Raw genomic sequence first — 16,576 nt, forward strand, 5'->3', positions numbered from 1 at the left:
TGGACACCCTCTCTCGGAAAGGATGCTATTTCGGCGCTGCAACATCGGCAATCGAATTGTTTCGATGGGCGCTATTTGCCGAACCGATACCCCCTGTTCGGGGAATTGCGCTCCGGCAAGACGCGGCGCATTATCCGGCAAAAGATGGGGAGAATTCATGCGCAAGATCATCCTGCTCGCCGCCAGCCTTATGCTGGCCGTTTCATCCGCCCAGTCCCTGGCACTGGCGCAGGACCCGAACAATGCGACCGAGCAGCTGCGGGCCCTTATTGTCATGTCAAAAATGGGCAATGACTGTTACCTCGCCACAAAGCCGGAAGCCGCGCTAGCAGGCTTCGAGGCGAACGCACGCGCTGAAAGCTATAAGCAGAACGGTGTAGCAGGTGTTGATGAGTTCATTGCCAATCTGAATTCCAGCATTGAATCCGCCCCCTGCAATGCCGAGAACCTGGAGGCCCTGATCGATATCGCGCACACCCAGATCAAACCGAAAATGCAGGGCTATACCCTCGCTGCCATGGACCATGGCATCTGCCCCGCATCCGCCGTCATGGTGTCCCTGCGTCTGTATGGCGTTGTCAGTACACGCAACATGACGGCTGCGGAGCTGGAAGCCGCGGCTCCCTATCGCAAGCAGATGCTCGATCACCTGACCACCGCCTGCGCCGATGCCAGCATTTCCGGCTACAAGACCCTCGGTTTTGCCTATACGCTCGGCAGCAACGCCCTGTCCGACCTGCGCGATGACGAGCGCCGCGACTGCGATCAGGATGTCGAGGATCAGGACAGCGTCTTCGACTGCAGCTACGGGATGGACCTGCGCGGCGGCTACCAGGACGATGACAAGAAAATCGCGCGCTTCCGCAACAGGGCAGCGCTTGCCAAGGCTACCGCCCTGTCGATAGAGCGGCGGCTGTCCTGCGGTGTGATGTCGCCGGTAGAACAGGCGGTGGCAGCTGATCAATTCAAGATGGATGCGCGTCTTGCCCCTGTGAATATCGACCTCGCTCCCTGGGAAGATGACAACGAACCATTGCTGCGGAAAGAGGAGGAAATTCTCGAGCAGGCAGAGAAGAATGCAGCCGGAATGACCTGCGCAGACCTGACAGCGCCTATCCCGGCTCGCGACGCACCACGGACCGATGGCGGACCTGCGGGCGAAGCCGATACGCCTGCTGCTGGCGTCCTGAGGACACGCCAGACTGTTTCCCGCCTCGCCGCGACCTTCGCCGTGTTTAACGAATGCGCGGCCTTCCCGAATTTCGAGGTTACCAAATCCGCCTCACAGGAATGGCTTGCCGGTCTCTCCAATGAAGAACTGCGCATGGCCATCGTCGAAGCGCGCCTTATCGGCGAAAAGGTCGCCCAGTCCAATTGCGGCCAGAAATTCCCGATCACCTACAAACAGAACCCCATGGCCAGCATGGATGCGCTCGCCGGGAACTGGTAAATCCAGATACAGCCAACAAAAAGCCCGGCACAATGGCCGGGCTTTTTTCATTCAGTAGGCTGAAAGCCTAGACAGCAGCGGCTGCCGTTTCGACATCGTCATCCGGGTCTTCCATCAGCTCGTCCTTGGAGACTTTCTTCTCCTCGATCTTTGCTTCGCCGATGATGTAATCGATGACCTTGTCCTCGAAGATCGGCGCGCGCAGCTGCTGGATTGCCTGCGGGTTCTGCTGGTAGAAATCAGCCAGTTGCTTCGCCGGGATGCCGTATTGCTGGGCCTGCTGCTGGAAGGCGCGGTTCATGTCTTCCTGCGGCACTTCCACTTTCTGGGCCTTGCCGATTTCGGCGAGCACGAGGCCGAGGCGCACGCGGCGCTCCGCGATCTTGCGGTACTCTTCCTTCAGTTCATCCTCTGACTTGGACTTGTCTTCATCGTCCAGCTCGGTCTGCTGGACCTGACGCCAGATCTGGTCGAACTCGGCATCGACCATGCCCTGCGGCAGGTCGAAGTCGTGATTCTCGTCCAGCTTGTCGAGGATGGCGCGTTTCAGGTGCAGGCGCGACTGGCTGTCGAGCTCTGCCTGCAGGCGCTCCTTGATGGTAGTCTTCAGGGCTTCCAGATCGTCAAAGCCGAGATTTTTCGCCATCTCGTCATTGATCTCTGAGTCCTGCGGCGCCTGAACCTCTTTGACCGTCACATCGAAGGTCACGGCCTTACCGGCCAGATGCTCAGCCTGGTACTCTTCCGGGAAGGTCACTTCGATGGTTTTCTCTTCGCCGGTCTTCACGCCGACAAGTTGCTCTTCGAAGCCGGGGATGAAGCGGCCGGACCCCAGTTCCAGCGGCTGGTCCTCGCCCTTGCCGCCCTCGAACTCTTCGCCTTCCAGCTTGCCGACGAAGTCGATGATCAGGCGGTCGCCGTCTTTTGCCTTGGCTGTCTTGCCGCGCGGTTTGAAGTCGCGGTTCTGCTTGGCGATATTGTCCAGCGTTTCCTGGATTTCATCGTCGCCCGGCTCGGCGACCAGCTTGGTCAGGTCCATGCCGGTAACGTCCATCGGCTCGAAGGTCGGCAGGACCTCGACATGGATATCGTATTCGAGGTCGGCCTTGCCTTCGATGACGTCCTTGATCTTGGATTCATCGATATGCGGATGCGGGGCCATGGCCGGCTGCAGCTTGTTCTCGTCAAGCGCCTTGGCCTGGGCTTCCTGCATCGTCTCCTGGATCAGCTCGCCCATCATGGACTTGCCATACATCTTCTTCAGGAAGGAGACCGGCGCCTTGCCCGGGCGGAAGCCTTTCAGGTGAACCTGACCCTTCATCTCTTCCAGCTTGGCGGTCAGCTTTGCGTCAAGCTCCTTGGCCGGCACCTTGACGGTGAACTCGCGCGACAGGCCTTCGGTTGATTTTTCAATTACTTCCATTTGGTTGGCTTCCTGATCTTCCTTGGTCTTCTTGCTCTAACGGGACAGCTTCCGGCATGCCCCGCAAATCTCGTTTCGCTTCAGCCCCGTAGGAGGGCATTTTCTGTGTCGGGCAGCCGTTGCTACCAGTCCTCCTGCGCCAAGGCTTCGGAGGACACTCCGCCGCCTATATCGGCTTCGATCGGCTGCGCCACCCGAAGCCGAAGGCGGAGGGTGGTGCGGATGGGGAGACTCGAACTCCCACACCTTGCGGCGCCAGAACCTAAATCTGGTGCGTCTACCAATTCCGCCACATCCGCAATAATTCATTGGCCGTGCCAGCGTTGGGCCGGTATCCTGAGTACGGGCAATCCCCGCCCGGACCGGCACGTCCGTTCGAACCGGTGTCATAGCAGGATTGGCGGCGATGTCGAGGGCGATTTGCCGCTATTTTACGGTGCTTTCGGCCCAGCCAGCAGAGCTTCTACAAGCGGAGATTTCTGAGGTAGTGAACAGAACCTTCAAGAGTGACATGACCGTAGTCGAAGACGAAGGGATGGCCTTCTCGATCGAACAGGTCACACTCCCGGTCGCAGTTGTTCTCGAAAATAGAGTAATAACGCACATTCTCCGGCAGGTTTTCCCTGTAGTAGGTTTCCTTGGTCATGGTGCGAGCCTGCTGGCCCTCATTTACAAGGCTCTGAATCTCTCTCAGGCGCTTGTCCGTGTTGGCCATGAATACCTCGTTGAGAGGCGGCGAGTATTCAGGGAACGGGCCGATAACCACAACGTCGCCCACCCTTTGCGTGAAAAATGGCAGTTTCTCGACCAGCAAGGCAGCGGAATCAGCGTGTGAACGGAAGGAAACGATCACCGTATCGATCTCGTCCCAGGCATCGAACTCCTCAAAAACATACTGAGCCATTTGCCGGCAGTCATCTTTCAACTGATCCCCGAGCTGCGGCAACGGCCTGCAGGAGCCGATGGTGAACAGTACGAAATTCACATCCGGGAAATGTGTTTTAAGGCCCGGATACAGATGTTGCGCGTGGCTATCGCCGATCAGCATGACGTTCTTCTTGTCCGGTTCTGTCGCGATGCAGATCGATTTATAGTTGGGCAAGCTAGGCATCCTTTGTGCGCATTCCAGCTTTTCCCATTGGGCCACCGTCCTGTCCCGTGACAGGAAGAAAGCCGTATTGACGACCTCCTGATCGAACCGCGCCGGAATGCCCTTCATGGCGATACCCGTACCGCCCAGAACGACCAACACACCGGTGCTGGCCAGCATGAAACGATAGATGGCCTGCCGCGAAACCATCACCTTCCTGCGACGGAATGGCTGCTCGAGAACATAGTAAGAAAGAATGCTCAGAACGGTCGCGGCGGCAATAGATGCCCATAGAGCCAGGCTGCTGCCGGGCGCGAGCAATCTGGCAAGAATCAACAATGGCCAGTGCCAGAGATAAAGCGCATAGGAAATCTTGCCGATGAAGACGACCGGCGCAGCGGCAAAGAAGCCATAGACCGGGTCTTTGCGCAGCAATCCGCCCGCAGCGATGAACGCAGCAGCCCCTGCAGTCGGCAGCAGCGCAGACAAGCCCGGAAAGGCCGTATTTTCCGTGTAAAGAAAGACCGGACACAGCATGGCGGCGGCACCGACAACCCGCAGCGCAATGGCCTGCCAGTTCTTGCGCGCCTCCGGGATCACCCCTACGGCCAGCAAAGCCCCCAGCATCAGCTCCCAGAACCGCAGGAACGAGTTGTAGAATGCCTGCACTTCCATGCCATTCTGCACCACCCAGACAGAGGCACCGAAGGACAGGACGAACACGCCAATAAGCACGTTCCTGACCAGACCTACGCCCCTAGCACGCATCATCAGCAGCGCGGCGACTGGAAAAATCAGATAGAATTGTTCTTCGACCGCCAGAGACCAGGTGTGCAGCAGGAGCTTGATTTCTGCCGCCTCGGCGAAATAGTCGGCTTCAGCGAGAAACAGCCAGTTAGAGACAAAGGCGGCGGCCGCAATCAGGCTTCTGGAGAATTCCTCGAACTGTTCCGGCTGATAGAGAAACAGCGCAGTTACAAGGCAGAACAGGAAAACCGGTATCGCAGGCGGCAACAGGCGCCTGATCCGCCTCTCATAGAAACTGGCGAAGGTAAACTCACCAGCCACCATCTCTCCAAGGATGATTTTCGTGATGAGAAACCCGGAGATGACGAAGAAGATATCAACCCCGACGTAACCGCCGGAAAAGAAGCTGGTATCGGCGTGAAAGAGTACAACTGAGGTTACGGCAAGCGCGCGTAACCCATCGATTTCCGGACGATATTGCATCGAGACGAAACAACCTCAAAAAACTGACACACTGCGCTTCCCGTCCAAACAGCCAGCGCGCGACACAACTATGGCGTTACACAGTTTTTGCGTGGAGTCATTATTACAGATTATGGATTCGCGCTTTTTTCGAGGCTGACAAGAACGCCCGGCAATTGCCGGTGAATATCCGACGCGATGAGGCCCGGGCCGAAGCTTGCTGCCGCCTGCGCATGCAGCCAGACACCGGCGCAGGCGGCCTCGAAGCCGGCCATGCCCTGCGCCATCAACCCGGTCACGATCCCGGCGAGCACATCGCCCGATCCTGCAGTTGCCAGAAAGGGTGTCGCATTCGCATTGATGGCGGCCCGGCCGTCTGGCGCGGCGATGACAGTGTCAGACCCTTTCAGGATGACGGAGCAGCCCGCAATCTCGGCGGCCATGCGCGCAGCGGCAAGTTTTGACTGCCCTTCTGCAAGGTCACCGAACAACCGCGCAAACTCGCCGGCATGAGGCGTGATCACATCCTTTTCCCGCAGCGCCTGGAACAGTGTCTCCGGATTGTCCTCGAAACTCGTCAGCGCATCGGCGTCGAGCACCGCGCCTGCGTCGCTGAACAGCAGGGCCGCTACCCGGTCCTTCGTCTGTACGCCGCGCCCGGCACCCGGGCCGATCAGCCCGGCCCTGACCTTCCGTTCGACGATGAACTGGCTGATCGTCTCGCCATCGGCCGCTTCGGTCAGCATCACCTCTTCCAGATGCCCGGCATTGATGTCCATGGCGTCCTGCGTAGACAGCATCGTTACGGCCCCGGCCCCGGCCCGCGCCGCACCCATTGCGGCAAGACGCGCCGCCCCGCTGGTATAGCGCCCGCCTGACATGACGACAGCATGGCCCCTGCTGTATTTATGGCTATTGGTTTCTGGCCACGGGAAATCGTCTCGCCAAAGATCTGGCCCGTTGATAAATGCCTTCGGCTCGATCTTGTTCAGCACGTCGGCATGGATGCCGATATCGGCAAGGATCACATCGCCGCAATGGCCTTTGCCGGGATACAGCATGTGCCCGGGCTTCAGCCGGAAGAAGGTGACAGTCTTGTCGGCCCTGATCGCGGTGCCGAGTGCCTGTCCTGTCGTCCCGTCGATCCCGCTCGGCACGTCAATGGCGATCACGGGTGCTTCGGCTTTGTTGACCCGTTCGACAAGGTCGGCGACCTCCCCCTCTATCGGGCGCGACAGCCCGGCCCCGAACAGCGCATCGACGATTACTGCCGCTTTATGCGGCTCAGCCCTACTCAGAGGCTCGATCCCGCCATGCCAGTGCTCGGCCATCAGCGCGGCATCGCCCGAAAGCTTTTCCTTCTCCCCCAGCAGGGCCAGCGTTACAGGCCAGCCGGCATCCTTCAGCAGCCGTGCAACGACGAAACCATCGCCGCCATTGTTGCCCGGCCCGCAGAGGATCAGCACCGGCCTTGGCAGCCATGCCTGGCGCAGGCAGGCAGCGACGGCGGCCCCTGCCGCCTCCATCAGCGTTGCGCCGGCAGTGCCTGACTCTATTGTCAGCGCATCGGCGCGGGCCATCTCCTCGGTAGTCAGTAATTCTGTGGGGCGGTGTTTCATCATGCTCAGCGCTTCAGGGATTGATATGTTTAAAGAAAATGTCTTTGTTGATAGTCTCCGAGTCAGTAGAACACTTCAGGTGTAACACGAGTGCCGCAAGGCTACCGCCATCAAGGGGCAGCTAATGAAAAAAATCGAAGCCATCATCAAACCCTTCAAGCTCGACGAGGTGAAGGAAGCACTGCAGGATATCGGTTTGCAGGGCATGACAGTGTATGAGGCACGCGGCTTCGGTCGCCAGAAAGGCCATACGGAATTGTATCGCGGGGCCGAGTATGTCGTCGATTTCCTGCCCAAGCTGAAAGTCGAGCTTATCGTCGACGATTCTGTCGCCGACGCCGCTGTCGAGGCGATTACCAAGGCAGCGCATTCCGGCCGGATCGGCGACGGGAAGATTTTCATCTCCGCTGTCGAGGAAGCTGTGCGTATCAGGACTGGTGAAAAGGGTCGCGAAGCCCTTTAACCGCGACATTGCGATAAAATCTGGCACAAACCTGTCAGCCGACACGGTTTTCCGCTAGGAATTGCGCAAAATCTGGCCTAAAACTGCTCCGATGTGTTGCATTGCGAAAATCAGGACTTGAAAACAGGTCCTGTTATCGCGCATGGTGCACACACTCACTGCCTTGCAAGGGGCGTATCGCCAACAACAAGAAATTCAGGGGGTTTGACCCGATGTCTGCCGACAAAATTCTTAAATATATCAAGGATAACGACGTAAAATACGTGGATCTGCGCTTTACCGATCCGAAGGGTAAATGGCAGCACGTCACGTTCGACCTGTCGATGGTTGACGAAGACTTCTTCACCGATGGACAGATGTTTGACGGTTCGTCTATCCAGGGCTGGAAAGCGATCAACGAGTCCGACATGATCCTCATGCCGGATACCTCGACCGCCGTCATGGACCCCTTCTTTGCCCAGCCGACGCTCGCTGTCTTCTGCGACGTTCTCGAGCCGTCCACTGGCCAGCCTTACAATCGCGACCCGCGCACGACTGCCAAGGCCGCTGAAGCCTATCTGAAATCCACCGGCATCGGCGACACTGCCTTCTTCGGCCCGGAAGCCGAATTCTTCGTCTTCGACGACGTCCGCTGGACTGTCGAACAGAACATGACCGGCTTTGCCATCGACTCTCTCGAAGGCCCCTATAACTCCGGTACCGATTATGGCAGCGGCAACCTTGGCCACCGTCCGGGCCCCAAGGGCGGCTATTTCCCTGTTCCGCCGGTAGATGCCGAACAGGACCTTCGTTCCGAAATGCTGACCGTTATGAGCGAAATGGGCCTCGAGCCTGAAAAGCACCACCACGAGGTTGCACCGTCACAACACGAGCTGGGCATGAAATTCTCCACGCTGGTGAAGATGGCCGACCGCATGCAGATGTACAAATACGTCGTGCACCAGGTTGCAGCTGCTTATGGCAAGACGGCAACCTTCATGCCGAAGCCTGTCTATGGCGATAACGGTTCGGGCATGCACGTCCACCAGTCGATCTGGAAAGACGGCAAGCCGATGTTCGCCGGCGACCGCTATGCCGACCTGTCGGAAACCTGCCTCCACTATATCGGCGGCATCATCAAGCACGCCCGCGCGATCAACGCCTTCACCAACTCGCTGACCAACTCCTACAAGCGTCTGGTCCCGGGCTTCGAAGCGCCGATCATGCTGGCCTACTCCGCCCGTAACCGGTCCGCTTCCATCCGTATCCCTTGGGTATCTTCGCCGAAGGCAAAACGCCTCGAGGTCCGCTTCCCGGATCCGGGCTCCAACCCCTATCTCGCCTTCTCTGCCCTGCTCATGGCCGGCCTTGACGGTATCGAGAACAAGATCGATCCGGGCGATGCCATGGACAAGGACCTCTACGACCTTCCGGCCGAAGAGGTTGCAGACATCCCGACTGTCTGCGGCAACCTGCGCGAAGCACTGGCTGCGCTCGATGCAGACCGCGAGTTCCTGAAGAAAGGCAACGTCTTCACGGACGACCAGATCGATGCCTACATAGAGCTGAAGATGGCAGACGTCATCCGCTACGAAACGACGCCGCACCCGGTCGAGTTCGCAATGTACTATTCCGTATAAGTTCTTTCGGAGATAGGCTCTCGACCGAATGGTCGATGCCTATGTTGCAGGAAAGGCGGCTTCCGGAGAGGGGGCCGCCTTTCTTTTCGTCTTGTGTACGCTACCAGCGGATCGGGTCGACATCGTCGGGATCGTTGGGCGGCTCGGGATCGGTTTCCGGAACGGCACCCGGATCATTGCGTTCGTCCGGCAGGTTATCGACCGGCTCCGGCGCCTCTTCTGCCGGGCCGCAGGCCGCTGCCAGCATCAAAGCCAGCGTGGCAATGCTCCATTTCATCCGGGTTTTCATATCCTCTCTCCTTTCAAAAAAGCGCCTATCGCGCAGGGATTCCGTCTACCGTCTTCAACGCGCTGCGGTCTGCGGCTTTTACCTCCGTGCGCGGAATGATACTGAAAGATGCATCGCTTTCCAGAATCACCCATTTGGCATCGTGGATCGACCGCAAGCCCTCTTCACGCAGCGCTGCGAGCACTTCCTGCTCGGTCACCCGCTCGCGCCGCATCGCCTCTGACATCAGCTTGCCGTTTTCTACCAGCAGGCGCGGCTGCGCTTTGATTGCGTTATCCACCGTATCGCTGCGCACGGCGAAAAATGTCAGGCAGTATTGAAGCGCCAGCAGCAGGCCGATCGCGAACAGGCTCTCCAGGATCGATACATCCTTGAGCAGTATGCCCGACGCCATGAGCGAGCCGAGCGCGACGGTGACGATCCAGTCGAAATTGTTCATCTGCGACGTCGCCCGCTTGCCGACCAGACGCACGAAGCCGATGATCGCGAAATACAGGATCGGCGCAGTGACAAGGATGCGCCACAGCGTGTCCTGATCGTCGATGAAGAGTTTTATTTCATTCACGGTCGACCCCCGTCAGTTAACCGTATCGTGAGAGGAAACAGGCCGATGGCCGGCTCGGTTCCCCGCCTGAACATGCCTTGCCCCTAACCCATGATAGGGAAAGGTTTACCTTGTTCTGCTAGCCTCGGTGCATGGTCAGATATTCCCGATTGCTCGTCATCGCCGCCCTCACCGGTCTCGTTGCCGCCTGCGCCACGACCCCGCCCGCGCAACAGGAAAACGCCTGCAAGATCTTCGAGGACAAGCGCTCCTGGTATTCGGCGACCCGCAAGGTCGAGAAGAAATACGGCGTGCCGATCTCCCTGCAGCTCGCCATCGTCAAGCAGGAAAGCGCCTTCCGCAGCCATGCAAAACCGGAACGCGGCAAGTTCCTGTTCATCTTCCCCGGCGCCCGCCCCTCGAGCGCCACCGGCTATGCCCAAGCGCTCGATACCACATGGGAAACCTACAAGGCCGATACCGGCCGCCGCTTTGCCGACCGCAACGATTTCGACGACGCCGTCGACTTCATCGGCTGGTATGCAGACTTGTCGCGCCAGCGCTCCGGCATCCGCCCCGGCGATGCCTATAACCAGTATCTCGCCTATCACGAGGGCCAAGGCGGCTATAATCGCGGCTCATATCGCGGTAAGCCCGGCGTCCAGACCATCGCCCGGCAGGTCGCTCACAATGCCCAGACCTATGAAAGCCAGTTGAACCGGTGCGAGAAGAAATTCCGCCGCGGCATCCCGCTGATCCCGTTTATATAAGAAAACGCCTGACTTAGGTGCCCTTCTTAAGGCCGGCTTTGATGCCCTCATCATGGCTCAGCGCCTCGATCTCCTTGCCGAGGAACCAGCTGACGACCGTGCGCACGGCGGCCACGATCGCGAGCACAATCACATCGTCCAGCGTCCGGTGCACGACGGTAAAGATGATATCGGCGACGATCAGGAATTCCAGCGCAGCGAGAATATAGACACCAAGCCCGATCCGCGCCCGCTGCAGCGCCTGCGGCACGGTCACATCGGCCTTCACCACGCCGCCGACGACGTTCATTACGAAGCGCACCGACCCGACGATCAGGATGACCACGGAGATCATCTCGATGCCATAGGACAGGCCCTCCAGCACCCGGTTCACACTTGCTTCCAGGGCGAAATCCATCTCGTTTCCCCTCTTTGCGCCGCCTTAGCTGTCAGATGACTGCATGTTGCGCTCGGGCGTCGTTTTTTCCTTCTCGTCGCTCTTGCGCACGCGAGTAACGCCGGCCGGACGCTCCCTGGCCCGCTTCTCCTCGTCCTTCGTGCCTTTCTTCTTCTGCAGCGTGCCGCCGGCACGGCCGCCATCGGTCGGCTCGCCCTCTTCGCCGAGGCCTTCGCGGCTCTCAAGCTGACCCTGGCGGGTTGTGGGCTCGCGTTCGAAATCTTCTGGTTTATCAGCCATGTCAGGTCTCCTTTTCGTTTCCTGACAGGCCAACGCCCAGCCACCGGCGCCCGTTCCGGTTAAATTCCCCACACGGCGCCCTTCAGGCTTGCCCGGTGCGGCCGAAAGCCTGTAGCTATCAGTGTTTCATGAAAGTTCTCTAGCGCATCCACAAAAGTGGAAACCGGTTTTGTGAAAAGATGCGCGCAGACAGGAATGTGTAGTACCGATGGCCCGCAAATCCGCCAAAGCCGCTGTTGAAGATGACCTGTTTTCCGGGGGTGACTACACCGCCAAGGATATCGAGGTGCTGGAGGGGCTGGAGCCTGTCCGCAAGCGGCCGGGCATGTATATCGGCGGCACCGATGAAAAGGCGCTGCACCACCTCTTCGCCGAAGTGCTCGACAACTCCATGGACGAGGCCGTCGCCGGGCACGCCAGCCGCATCGAGGTCGAACTACACGAGAACGGCGCGCTGACCGTCTCAGACAATGGCCGCGGCATGCCGATCGACCCGCACCCAAAATTCAAGAACAAGTCGGCGCTGGAAGTGATCATGACGACGCTGCACGCGGGCGGCAAGTTCTCCAACAAGGCCTATGCCACCTCCGGCGGCCTGCACGGCGTCGGCGCCTCGGTCGTCAACGCGCTGTCGGACGAGCTGACTGTCGAGGTCGCGCGGGGCCGCAAGCTCTATCGCCAGACCTTCTCCAAGGGCATCCCCACATCCAAGCTGAAGACCGTGGGCGATGCCCCCAACCGGCGCGGCACGTCCACCACCTTCCACCCGGACCCGGAGATTTTCGGCGAGAAGGCAAAGTTCAAGCCCGCCCGCCTGTTCCGCATGACGCGGTCCAAGGCCTATCTGTTCGGCGGGGTCGAAATCCGCTGGAAATGCGCAGCCAGCCTGATCAAGGACGAGACTCCGGCGCAGGAAGTGCTGAAATTCGACAACGGCCTGCGCGACTATCTCCAGTCCGTCGTCGACAAGAAACCGACGGTCACCGACGATATCTTCTCCGGCAAGGTCGAGCGCGAGGGCGGCCACGGCACGGTCGAATGGGCCGTGTGCTGGGGCCAGGCCGGGTTCGCCATGGAAGGCGGCCAGACCGCCGACGGCTTCTCACACTCATACTGCAACACCATCCCGACACCGGAGGGCGGCACCCATGAACAGGGCTTGCGCTCCGCCCTCACCCGTGGCCTGAAGGCCTATGCGGAGCTGGCGGGCGTCAAGAAAGGCGCCAACGTCACGGCGGAAGACGTGATGGGCACCGCCGGCGCGATGCTGTCGGTCTTCATTTCCAACCCGGAATTCCAGGGCCAGACGAAGGACAAGCTCGCCACCAACGAGGCGCAGAAGCTGACAGAGACCGCCGTCAGGGCGGAGTTCGACCACTGGCTCGCCGGGCACCGCAAGCAGGCCGACCAGCTGCTCGAATGGGTCATCGACCGCGCGGATGAGCGCCAGCGCCGCCGCAAGGAAAAGGAAGTCTCCCGCGCCAGCGCCATGCGCAAGCTGCGCCTGCCGGGCAAGCTCGCCGACTGCTCGCAACAGGCTGCCGACGGCACGGAGATTTTCCTCGTCGAGGGAGACTCCGCCGGTGGCTCGGCCAAGCAGGCGCGCGACCGCAAGACACAGGCGATCCTGCCCTTGCGCGGCAAGATCCTCAACGTCGCCTCGGCAACGCGCGACAAGATCGCCGCGAACCAGGAAATCAACGACATCATCCAGGCGCTCGGCAGCGGCATCGGCTCGAAATTCGATATCGAGGAGCTGCGCTACGAGAAGGTCATCATCATGACCGACGCCGATGTCGACGGCGCCCACATCGCCGCCCTGCTCATCACCTTCTTCCATCGCTCGATGCCGGAGCTGATCACTGCCGGCCGGCTCTACCTCGCCCAGCCGCCGCTCTATAAAGTCTCGCAGGGCGGAAAGTCAGCATACGCCATTGACGAGGGCCATCGTGACAAGCTGATCGAGACGGAATTCAAAAAGGGCCAGAAGGTCGACGTCTCCCGCTTCAAGGGCCTCGGCGAGATGATGCCGGCGCAGCTGAAAGAAACGACCATGAACCCGGCCACGCGCACCCTCGCCCGCGTCGTCATCCCCGAAGACAAGGCCCCCGAAGTCATGGACCTCGTCGAACGCCTGATGGGCAAAAAGGCCGAAGCGCGGTACAACTTCATCCAGGAGAATGCGGCGTTTGTCGCGGAGGAACTGGATATTTAGGGTGTTTTTACTTCAAAGATGTTTTCGCGATGCCAAGCAAAGGCATCTTGTGAGGGATGTTTCGAGACATCATTAGGAAGGGATATTCTTTTCCCATCGAGGTCATAGAGATACTGATTAAATCTTTCCACAGACGTATTTTTCTTAACGCTGATCGTAAAATCATCTTTCACACACCACAATCCGCAATCAAATGCCCAGTGAAGGCGACGATTTAGAGAAATTCCATTCTGAATTACATTTGATCCGTTATATTCTCGTGGAATAATGTGGGCAGCCTCTACTTCATTATTAGACAGGTCAATTGTTTTCATCTGATCAGCGGTAACGGCGCATTTCCCCCCGTAAGATTCTAATACTTCCAATCTGAATAACGAACTCCTTTGCTTTCTCCTTATCAGGTTTTCTTGAAACTGCGCGTCAGGATCGATTAAGAGTTCAGACCTTATCCGAGGATATTCTTCCTTATAGGCATCAGGATACCTAAACTCTTCTCCAAAATAACCGCTTGGAAATTTTGTCTTTGAGGGAGCGATAATACCCGATGAAAGTTTTCGATCAATATCATCTGCCATAGCTCTCCAAAGAGGCGATCCTTTAGACAACAATTCAAAGCGATATCTAAATGCTGCTTTATCTGTGGAATGAATAAGTAGAAGGTCTTCTTCCTGACAGTTCTCTAATAAACCTTTCAAATTCCCGGTAACCCGGTACTCCGGTTTTCTTGTGCCACCCCAAGTTTGATACTGAAATCGTGTAACAAAAGAACCTATAAACAATCCATTCTTATACCCAGCCACACGAATACTTATGCTATTAGTAGGCTCAGAAGGAGAAATTGTATCGGTGGCAAGTAGGGGGAAATACCAAATCAAACTCAATGGTATTACTGGCCCTGCTTGGTGGCCGCTTTGACTCAAATCATTCTTTGTCAAATATTTGAAAATAGGTGTTTCTAGCTCATTACCCATGTCAGCTGCCTAACTGCAAAATCCGATGATTTTCCATATTGATAAGCCAATTTTCTAGCTTATTTAAAATTTCATTTATTTCGTCAGCACTCCTATTTTTCAGACCACATTCCCATATTACCGCAACCCTTATTCCATGTCGTTCAATCATTGATGTATGTTTTTCATCGCGAACGATATTTGATCCTATTTTTTCGCGCCAAAAGTCTATTCGAGTCTTCGGCCACTTGAATAGGTGACAGTCATGCCCATGCCAGAAACAGCCATGAACAAATATCACGGCGTTATATTTCGGCAGTACGAGATCAGGCTTTCCCGGCAGTGACTTATCATAAAGTTTATACCGAAACCCCCGCGCATGAAGTCCCTTGCGGATGATCATCTCGGGCTTGGTATCTTTGCCCTTGATGCCCGACATCATCCGGCTTCGGACTTCCTTTGAAACAACATCAGCCATCAGGCTACAGCTGCAACTTTTTCCTCTACGGTCAAGGCCTTCTTGATATGCGGCTCCATCAACTCCGCAATCGCCTCGATGACCGGAACAACAACCGCGTTGCCAAACTGACGATAGGCCTGTGTGTCAGAGACCGGAATCCTCCATGATCGCCCCTTTGCGTCATACTCAAAGCCCATCAGTCGAGCGCATTCCGTGGGTGTGAGACGCCTTGGTCTTTGCCTGCCTCGCTGCTTCACAAGGATTTCGGAACCGTCCTTGTAGTATCTCGCTGACAGGGTGCGCGTGACATCGTCCGGCCCGCAAAGTCCAAAGCCAAAACCGTTGCCCTGCCCCGCATGCTTCTCCTTGTAAGCTTGGAGATACTCCCAGAGCCGCGGTGTCAGCGTGTACTTACTATCGATTTCATTGTGTCCCTGAAGGATGTCCCCCAGAACAGGCCATTCATTTTGCGGCGGTATCAGCGCATCAAACTGGCTGAAATCAAAATCAGTGTCATCACGGAAACCAACGATAAAAATACGTTCCCGCTTTTGCGGAACCCACGGATTGGATGCAATCACGCGATGCTGGATACGATATCCAAGCTCTTTCTCGAGAACACTGGAGATCACCTTGAACGTATTTCCCTTGTCGTGGCGCTGAAGGTTTTTCACGTTCTCCAGTAGGAATGCTTTAGGCCGGTGATAGGCAATAATTTTCTGGATATCGAAAAACAAGGTTCCCTGAGTTTCGTCGGAAAACCCGTGAGGGCGACCAAGGGCATTCTTCTTGGAAACACCGGCTATTGAGAATGGCTGACAGGGGAAACCCGCAAGCAAAACATCGTGCTCGGGAATCAATGAAGGATCAGCCCCATACGGACGAATATCGCCCGCAAAGACATGATCATCACCATCCTGAAAATTGGCCCGGTATGTTTGCTGGCTGAACTTGTCCCATTCGCTTGTAAAGACACATTTGCCGCCAATACCCTCAAAACCAATGCGCAACCCACCGATACCCGCAAAAAGATCAATGAACCTGAAGTCGGCGGCAGGCTTCAGCGGCAATTGCGGCTTCATGTCCGCTTCTACCTTCAGGACACGCATATCCGGCAATGGAGCCTTTTGTTCGCCCAGATCATATCGTCTGATCTGACGCTCGGATTTGTCGAGCAACACAGCCGTTTCGGCAATGGTCAGTTCGGCTTGCTCACGCAAACGGCGAAAGTCGGAGATGTCATTTGTTCTCATCTTGTTCTCATAACCTCTGGGAAGATTTATGACAAGATGTCCTGATTTGTCCCGCCTGCAAAAGATTCTTGTAGGGAAGTTATCCCCGCCCCTCGCACCGCCACCATACTCCCGTCCACGCGCCGGTGAGGATCGGCGCTGAGGGGATGGCTCCCGCCGGTGACCTGCCGGCGGCCCGTCCCATCAGGTTCCGGATCGCATGAGAGGGTGTGCGCAAGCTTCGCATCGTCGGTCCGGGCGGTGTTCCGTGGTTTAGCACTGCGGACCGGAGAGCCGCGTATCGGCCCGGCACCAGATCACCGCCGTGGGAGTGGGCTCTGCCCATACCTCTAGATATTCTGAAGGGCACCGCCCCGCTTCCACGGGCCCCCTTTCATCGCGCTGGAGCGTTAGCGAAGGCGGATCGGTTAAACGCTCGCAGCCCATCGGCTGGCGGCGTATTCAGTGCTTGCCCTTCGTGGGCCGCTGCGCGGCCACCTCAGGGTGAGGAGGAAAAAGCCTCATCCTGAGGTGCTCCGCAGGAGCCACGAAGGACGAGGCGAGGCC

General features: G+C 57.6%; 15 protein-coding genes and 1 tRNA gene. 5 read left to right on the forward strand and 11 right to left on the reverse strand.

The window, feature by feature from the left end; translation table 11 throughout:
• The first annotated feature begins 157 nt into the window (after window positions 1–157).
• On the forward strand, window positions 158–1,450 hold the full coding sequence (locus tag FF098_RS07585) for a hypothetical protein (RefSeq protein WP_155138966.1): 1,293 nt from the start codon (window positions 158–160) through the stop codon (window positions 1,448–1,450).
• Between the two features lie 67 nt (window positions 1,451–1,517).
• On the opposite strand, the gene tig is transcribed toward FF098_RS07585, so the two are convergent.
• From tig to FF098_RS07605, 4 genes are all read right to left on the reverse strand, one after another.
• Window positions 1,518–2,873 carry a trigger factor gene (tig, locus tag FF098_RS07590; protein WP_155138968.1) on the reverse strand — a complete coding sequence of 452 codons (1,356 nt, stop codon included), beginning with the start codon at window positions 2,871–2,873 and terminating at the stop codon, window positions 1,518–1,520.
• Window positions 2,874–3,087: 214 nt separating this feature from the next.
• Window positions 3,088–3,172: transfer RNA gene (locus FF098_RS07595), tRNA-Leu, on the reverse strand.
• Window positions 3,173–3,336: 164 nt separating this feature from the next.
• Complete coding sequence (locus tag FF098_RS07600) at window positions 3,337–5,193, reverse strand: acyltransferase family protein (RefSeq protein ID WP_155138970.1); 1,857 nt, start codon at window positions 5,191–5,193, stop codon at window positions 3,337–3,339.
• Window positions 5,194–5,303: 110 nt separating this feature from the next.
• Window positions 5,304–6,794 carry an NAD(P)H-hydrate dehydratase gene (locus tag FF098_RS07605; protein WP_205967411.1) on the reverse strand — a complete coding sequence of 497 codons (1,491 nt, stop codon included), beginning with the start codon at window positions 6,792–6,794 and terminating at the stop codon, window positions 5,304–5,306.
• A 121-nt stretch (window positions 6,795–6,915) separates the two neighbouring features.
• Between FF098_RS07605 and FF098_RS07610 the strand changes: the two genes are divergently transcribed.
• Together FF098_RS07610 and glnA are read left to right on the forward strand one after the other, a co-directional pair.
• The gene (locus tag FF098_RS07610) at window positions 6,916–7,254 is read left to right on the forward strand and encodes a P-II family nitrogen regulator (protein WP_155138972.1); all 339 of its coding nucleotides are present in this window, start codon (window positions 6,916–6,918) and stop codon (window positions 7,252–7,254) included.
• Between the two features lie 212 nt (window positions 7,255–7,466).
• Window positions 7,467–8,873 carry a type I glutamate--ammonia ligase gene (glnA, locus tag FF098_RS07615; protein ID WP_155138975.1) on the forward strand — a complete coding sequence of 469 codons (1,407 nt, stop codon included), beginning with the start codon at window positions 7,467–7,469 and terminating at the stop codon, window positions 8,871–8,873.
• A 100-nt stretch (window positions 8,874–8,973) separates the two neighbouring features.
• On the opposite strand, the gene FF098_RS07620 is transcribed toward glnA, so the two are convergent.
• The gene (locus FF098_RS07620) at window positions 8,974–9,162 is read right to left on the reverse strand and encodes a hypothetical protein (RefSeq protein WP_155138977.1); all 189 of its coding nucleotides are present in this window, start codon (window positions 9,160–9,162) and stop codon (window positions 8,974–8,976) included.
• 25 nt (window positions 9,163–9,187) lie between these two features.
• Window positions 9,188–9,727: a DUF421 domain-containing protein gene (locus FF098_RS17850; protein WP_166426384.1), complete on the reverse strand. Its 540-nt coding sequence runs from the start codon at window positions 9,725–9,727 to the stop codon at window positions 9,188–9,190.
• A 131-nt stretch (window positions 9,728–9,858) separates the two neighbouring features.
• On the opposite strand from FF098_RS17850, the gene FF098_RS07630 reads away from it, so the two are divergent.
• Window positions 9,859–10,476, forward strand: a complete 618-nt coding sequence (locus FF098_RS07630) for a transglycosylase SLT domain-containing protein (protein WP_155138979.1) — start codon at window positions 9,859–9,861, stop codon at window positions 10,474–10,476.
• 13 nt (window positions 10,477–10,489) lie between these two features.
• Here the strand turns inward: FF098_RS07630 and FF098_RS07635 are convergent, their stop codons facing one another.
• Together FF098_RS07635 and FF098_RS07640 are read right to left on the reverse strand one after the other, a co-directional pair.
• Window positions 10,490–10,873 carry a DUF1622 domain-containing protein gene (locus FF098_RS07635; RefSeq protein ID WP_155138980.1) on the reverse strand — a complete coding sequence of 128 codons (384 nt, stop codon included), beginning with the start codon at window positions 10,871–10,873 and terminating at the stop codon, window positions 10,490–10,492.
• A 24-nt stretch (window positions 10,874–10,897) separates the two neighbouring features.
• Complete coding sequence (locus tag FF098_RS07640) at window positions 10,898–11,152, reverse strand: hypothetical protein (protein ID WP_155138982.1); 255 nt, start codon at window positions 11,150–11,152, stop codon at window positions 10,898–10,900.
• A 208-nt stretch (window positions 11,153–11,360) separates the two neighbouring features.
• Between FF098_RS07640 and parE the strand changes: the two genes are divergently transcribed.
• Window positions 11,361–13,367: a DNA topoisomerase IV subunit B gene (gene parE / locus FF098_RS07645; RefSeq protein WP_155138984.1), complete on the forward strand. Its 2,007-nt coding sequence runs from the start codon at window positions 11,361–11,363 to the stop codon at window positions 13,365–13,367.
• On the opposite strand, the gene FF098_RS07650 is transcribed toward parE, so the two are convergent.
• From FF098_RS07650 to dcm, 3 genes are read right to left on the reverse strand one after another with little or no spacing between them, the layout of a single operon-like run.
• Window positions 13,364–14,338: an HNH endonuclease gene (locus FF098_RS07650; RefSeq protein WP_155138986.1), complete on the reverse strand. Its 975-nt coding sequence runs from the start codon at window positions 14,336–14,338 to the stop codon at window positions 13,364–13,366. The genes parE and FF098_RS07650 overlap by 4 nt on opposite strands.
• A gap of 1 nt (window position 14,339) precedes the next feature.
• Complete coding sequence (locus FF098_RS07655) at window positions 14,340–14,795, reverse strand: very short patch repair endonuclease (protein WP_155138988.1); 456 nt, start codon at window positions 14,793–14,795, stop codon at window positions 14,340–14,342.
• Window positions 14,795–16,030 (reverse strand): DNA (cytosine-5-)-methyltransferase, encoded by a 1,236-nt coding sequence (gene dcm, locus FF098_RS07660; protein WP_155138990.1) that lies wholly within the window; start codon window positions 16,028–16,030, stop codon window positions 14,795–14,797. The genes FF098_RS07655 and dcm overlap by 1 nt, the downstream gene beginning before the upstream one ends.
• Between the last annotated feature and the right edge of the window lie 546 nt (window positions 16,031–16,576).

The organism is Aquisalinus luteolus, assembly GCF_009712425.2.
In the GTDB taxonomy this organism is placed as follows: Bacteria; Pseudomonadota; Alphaproteobacteria; order Caulobacterales; family Parvularculaceae; genus Aquisalinus; species Aquisalinus luteolus.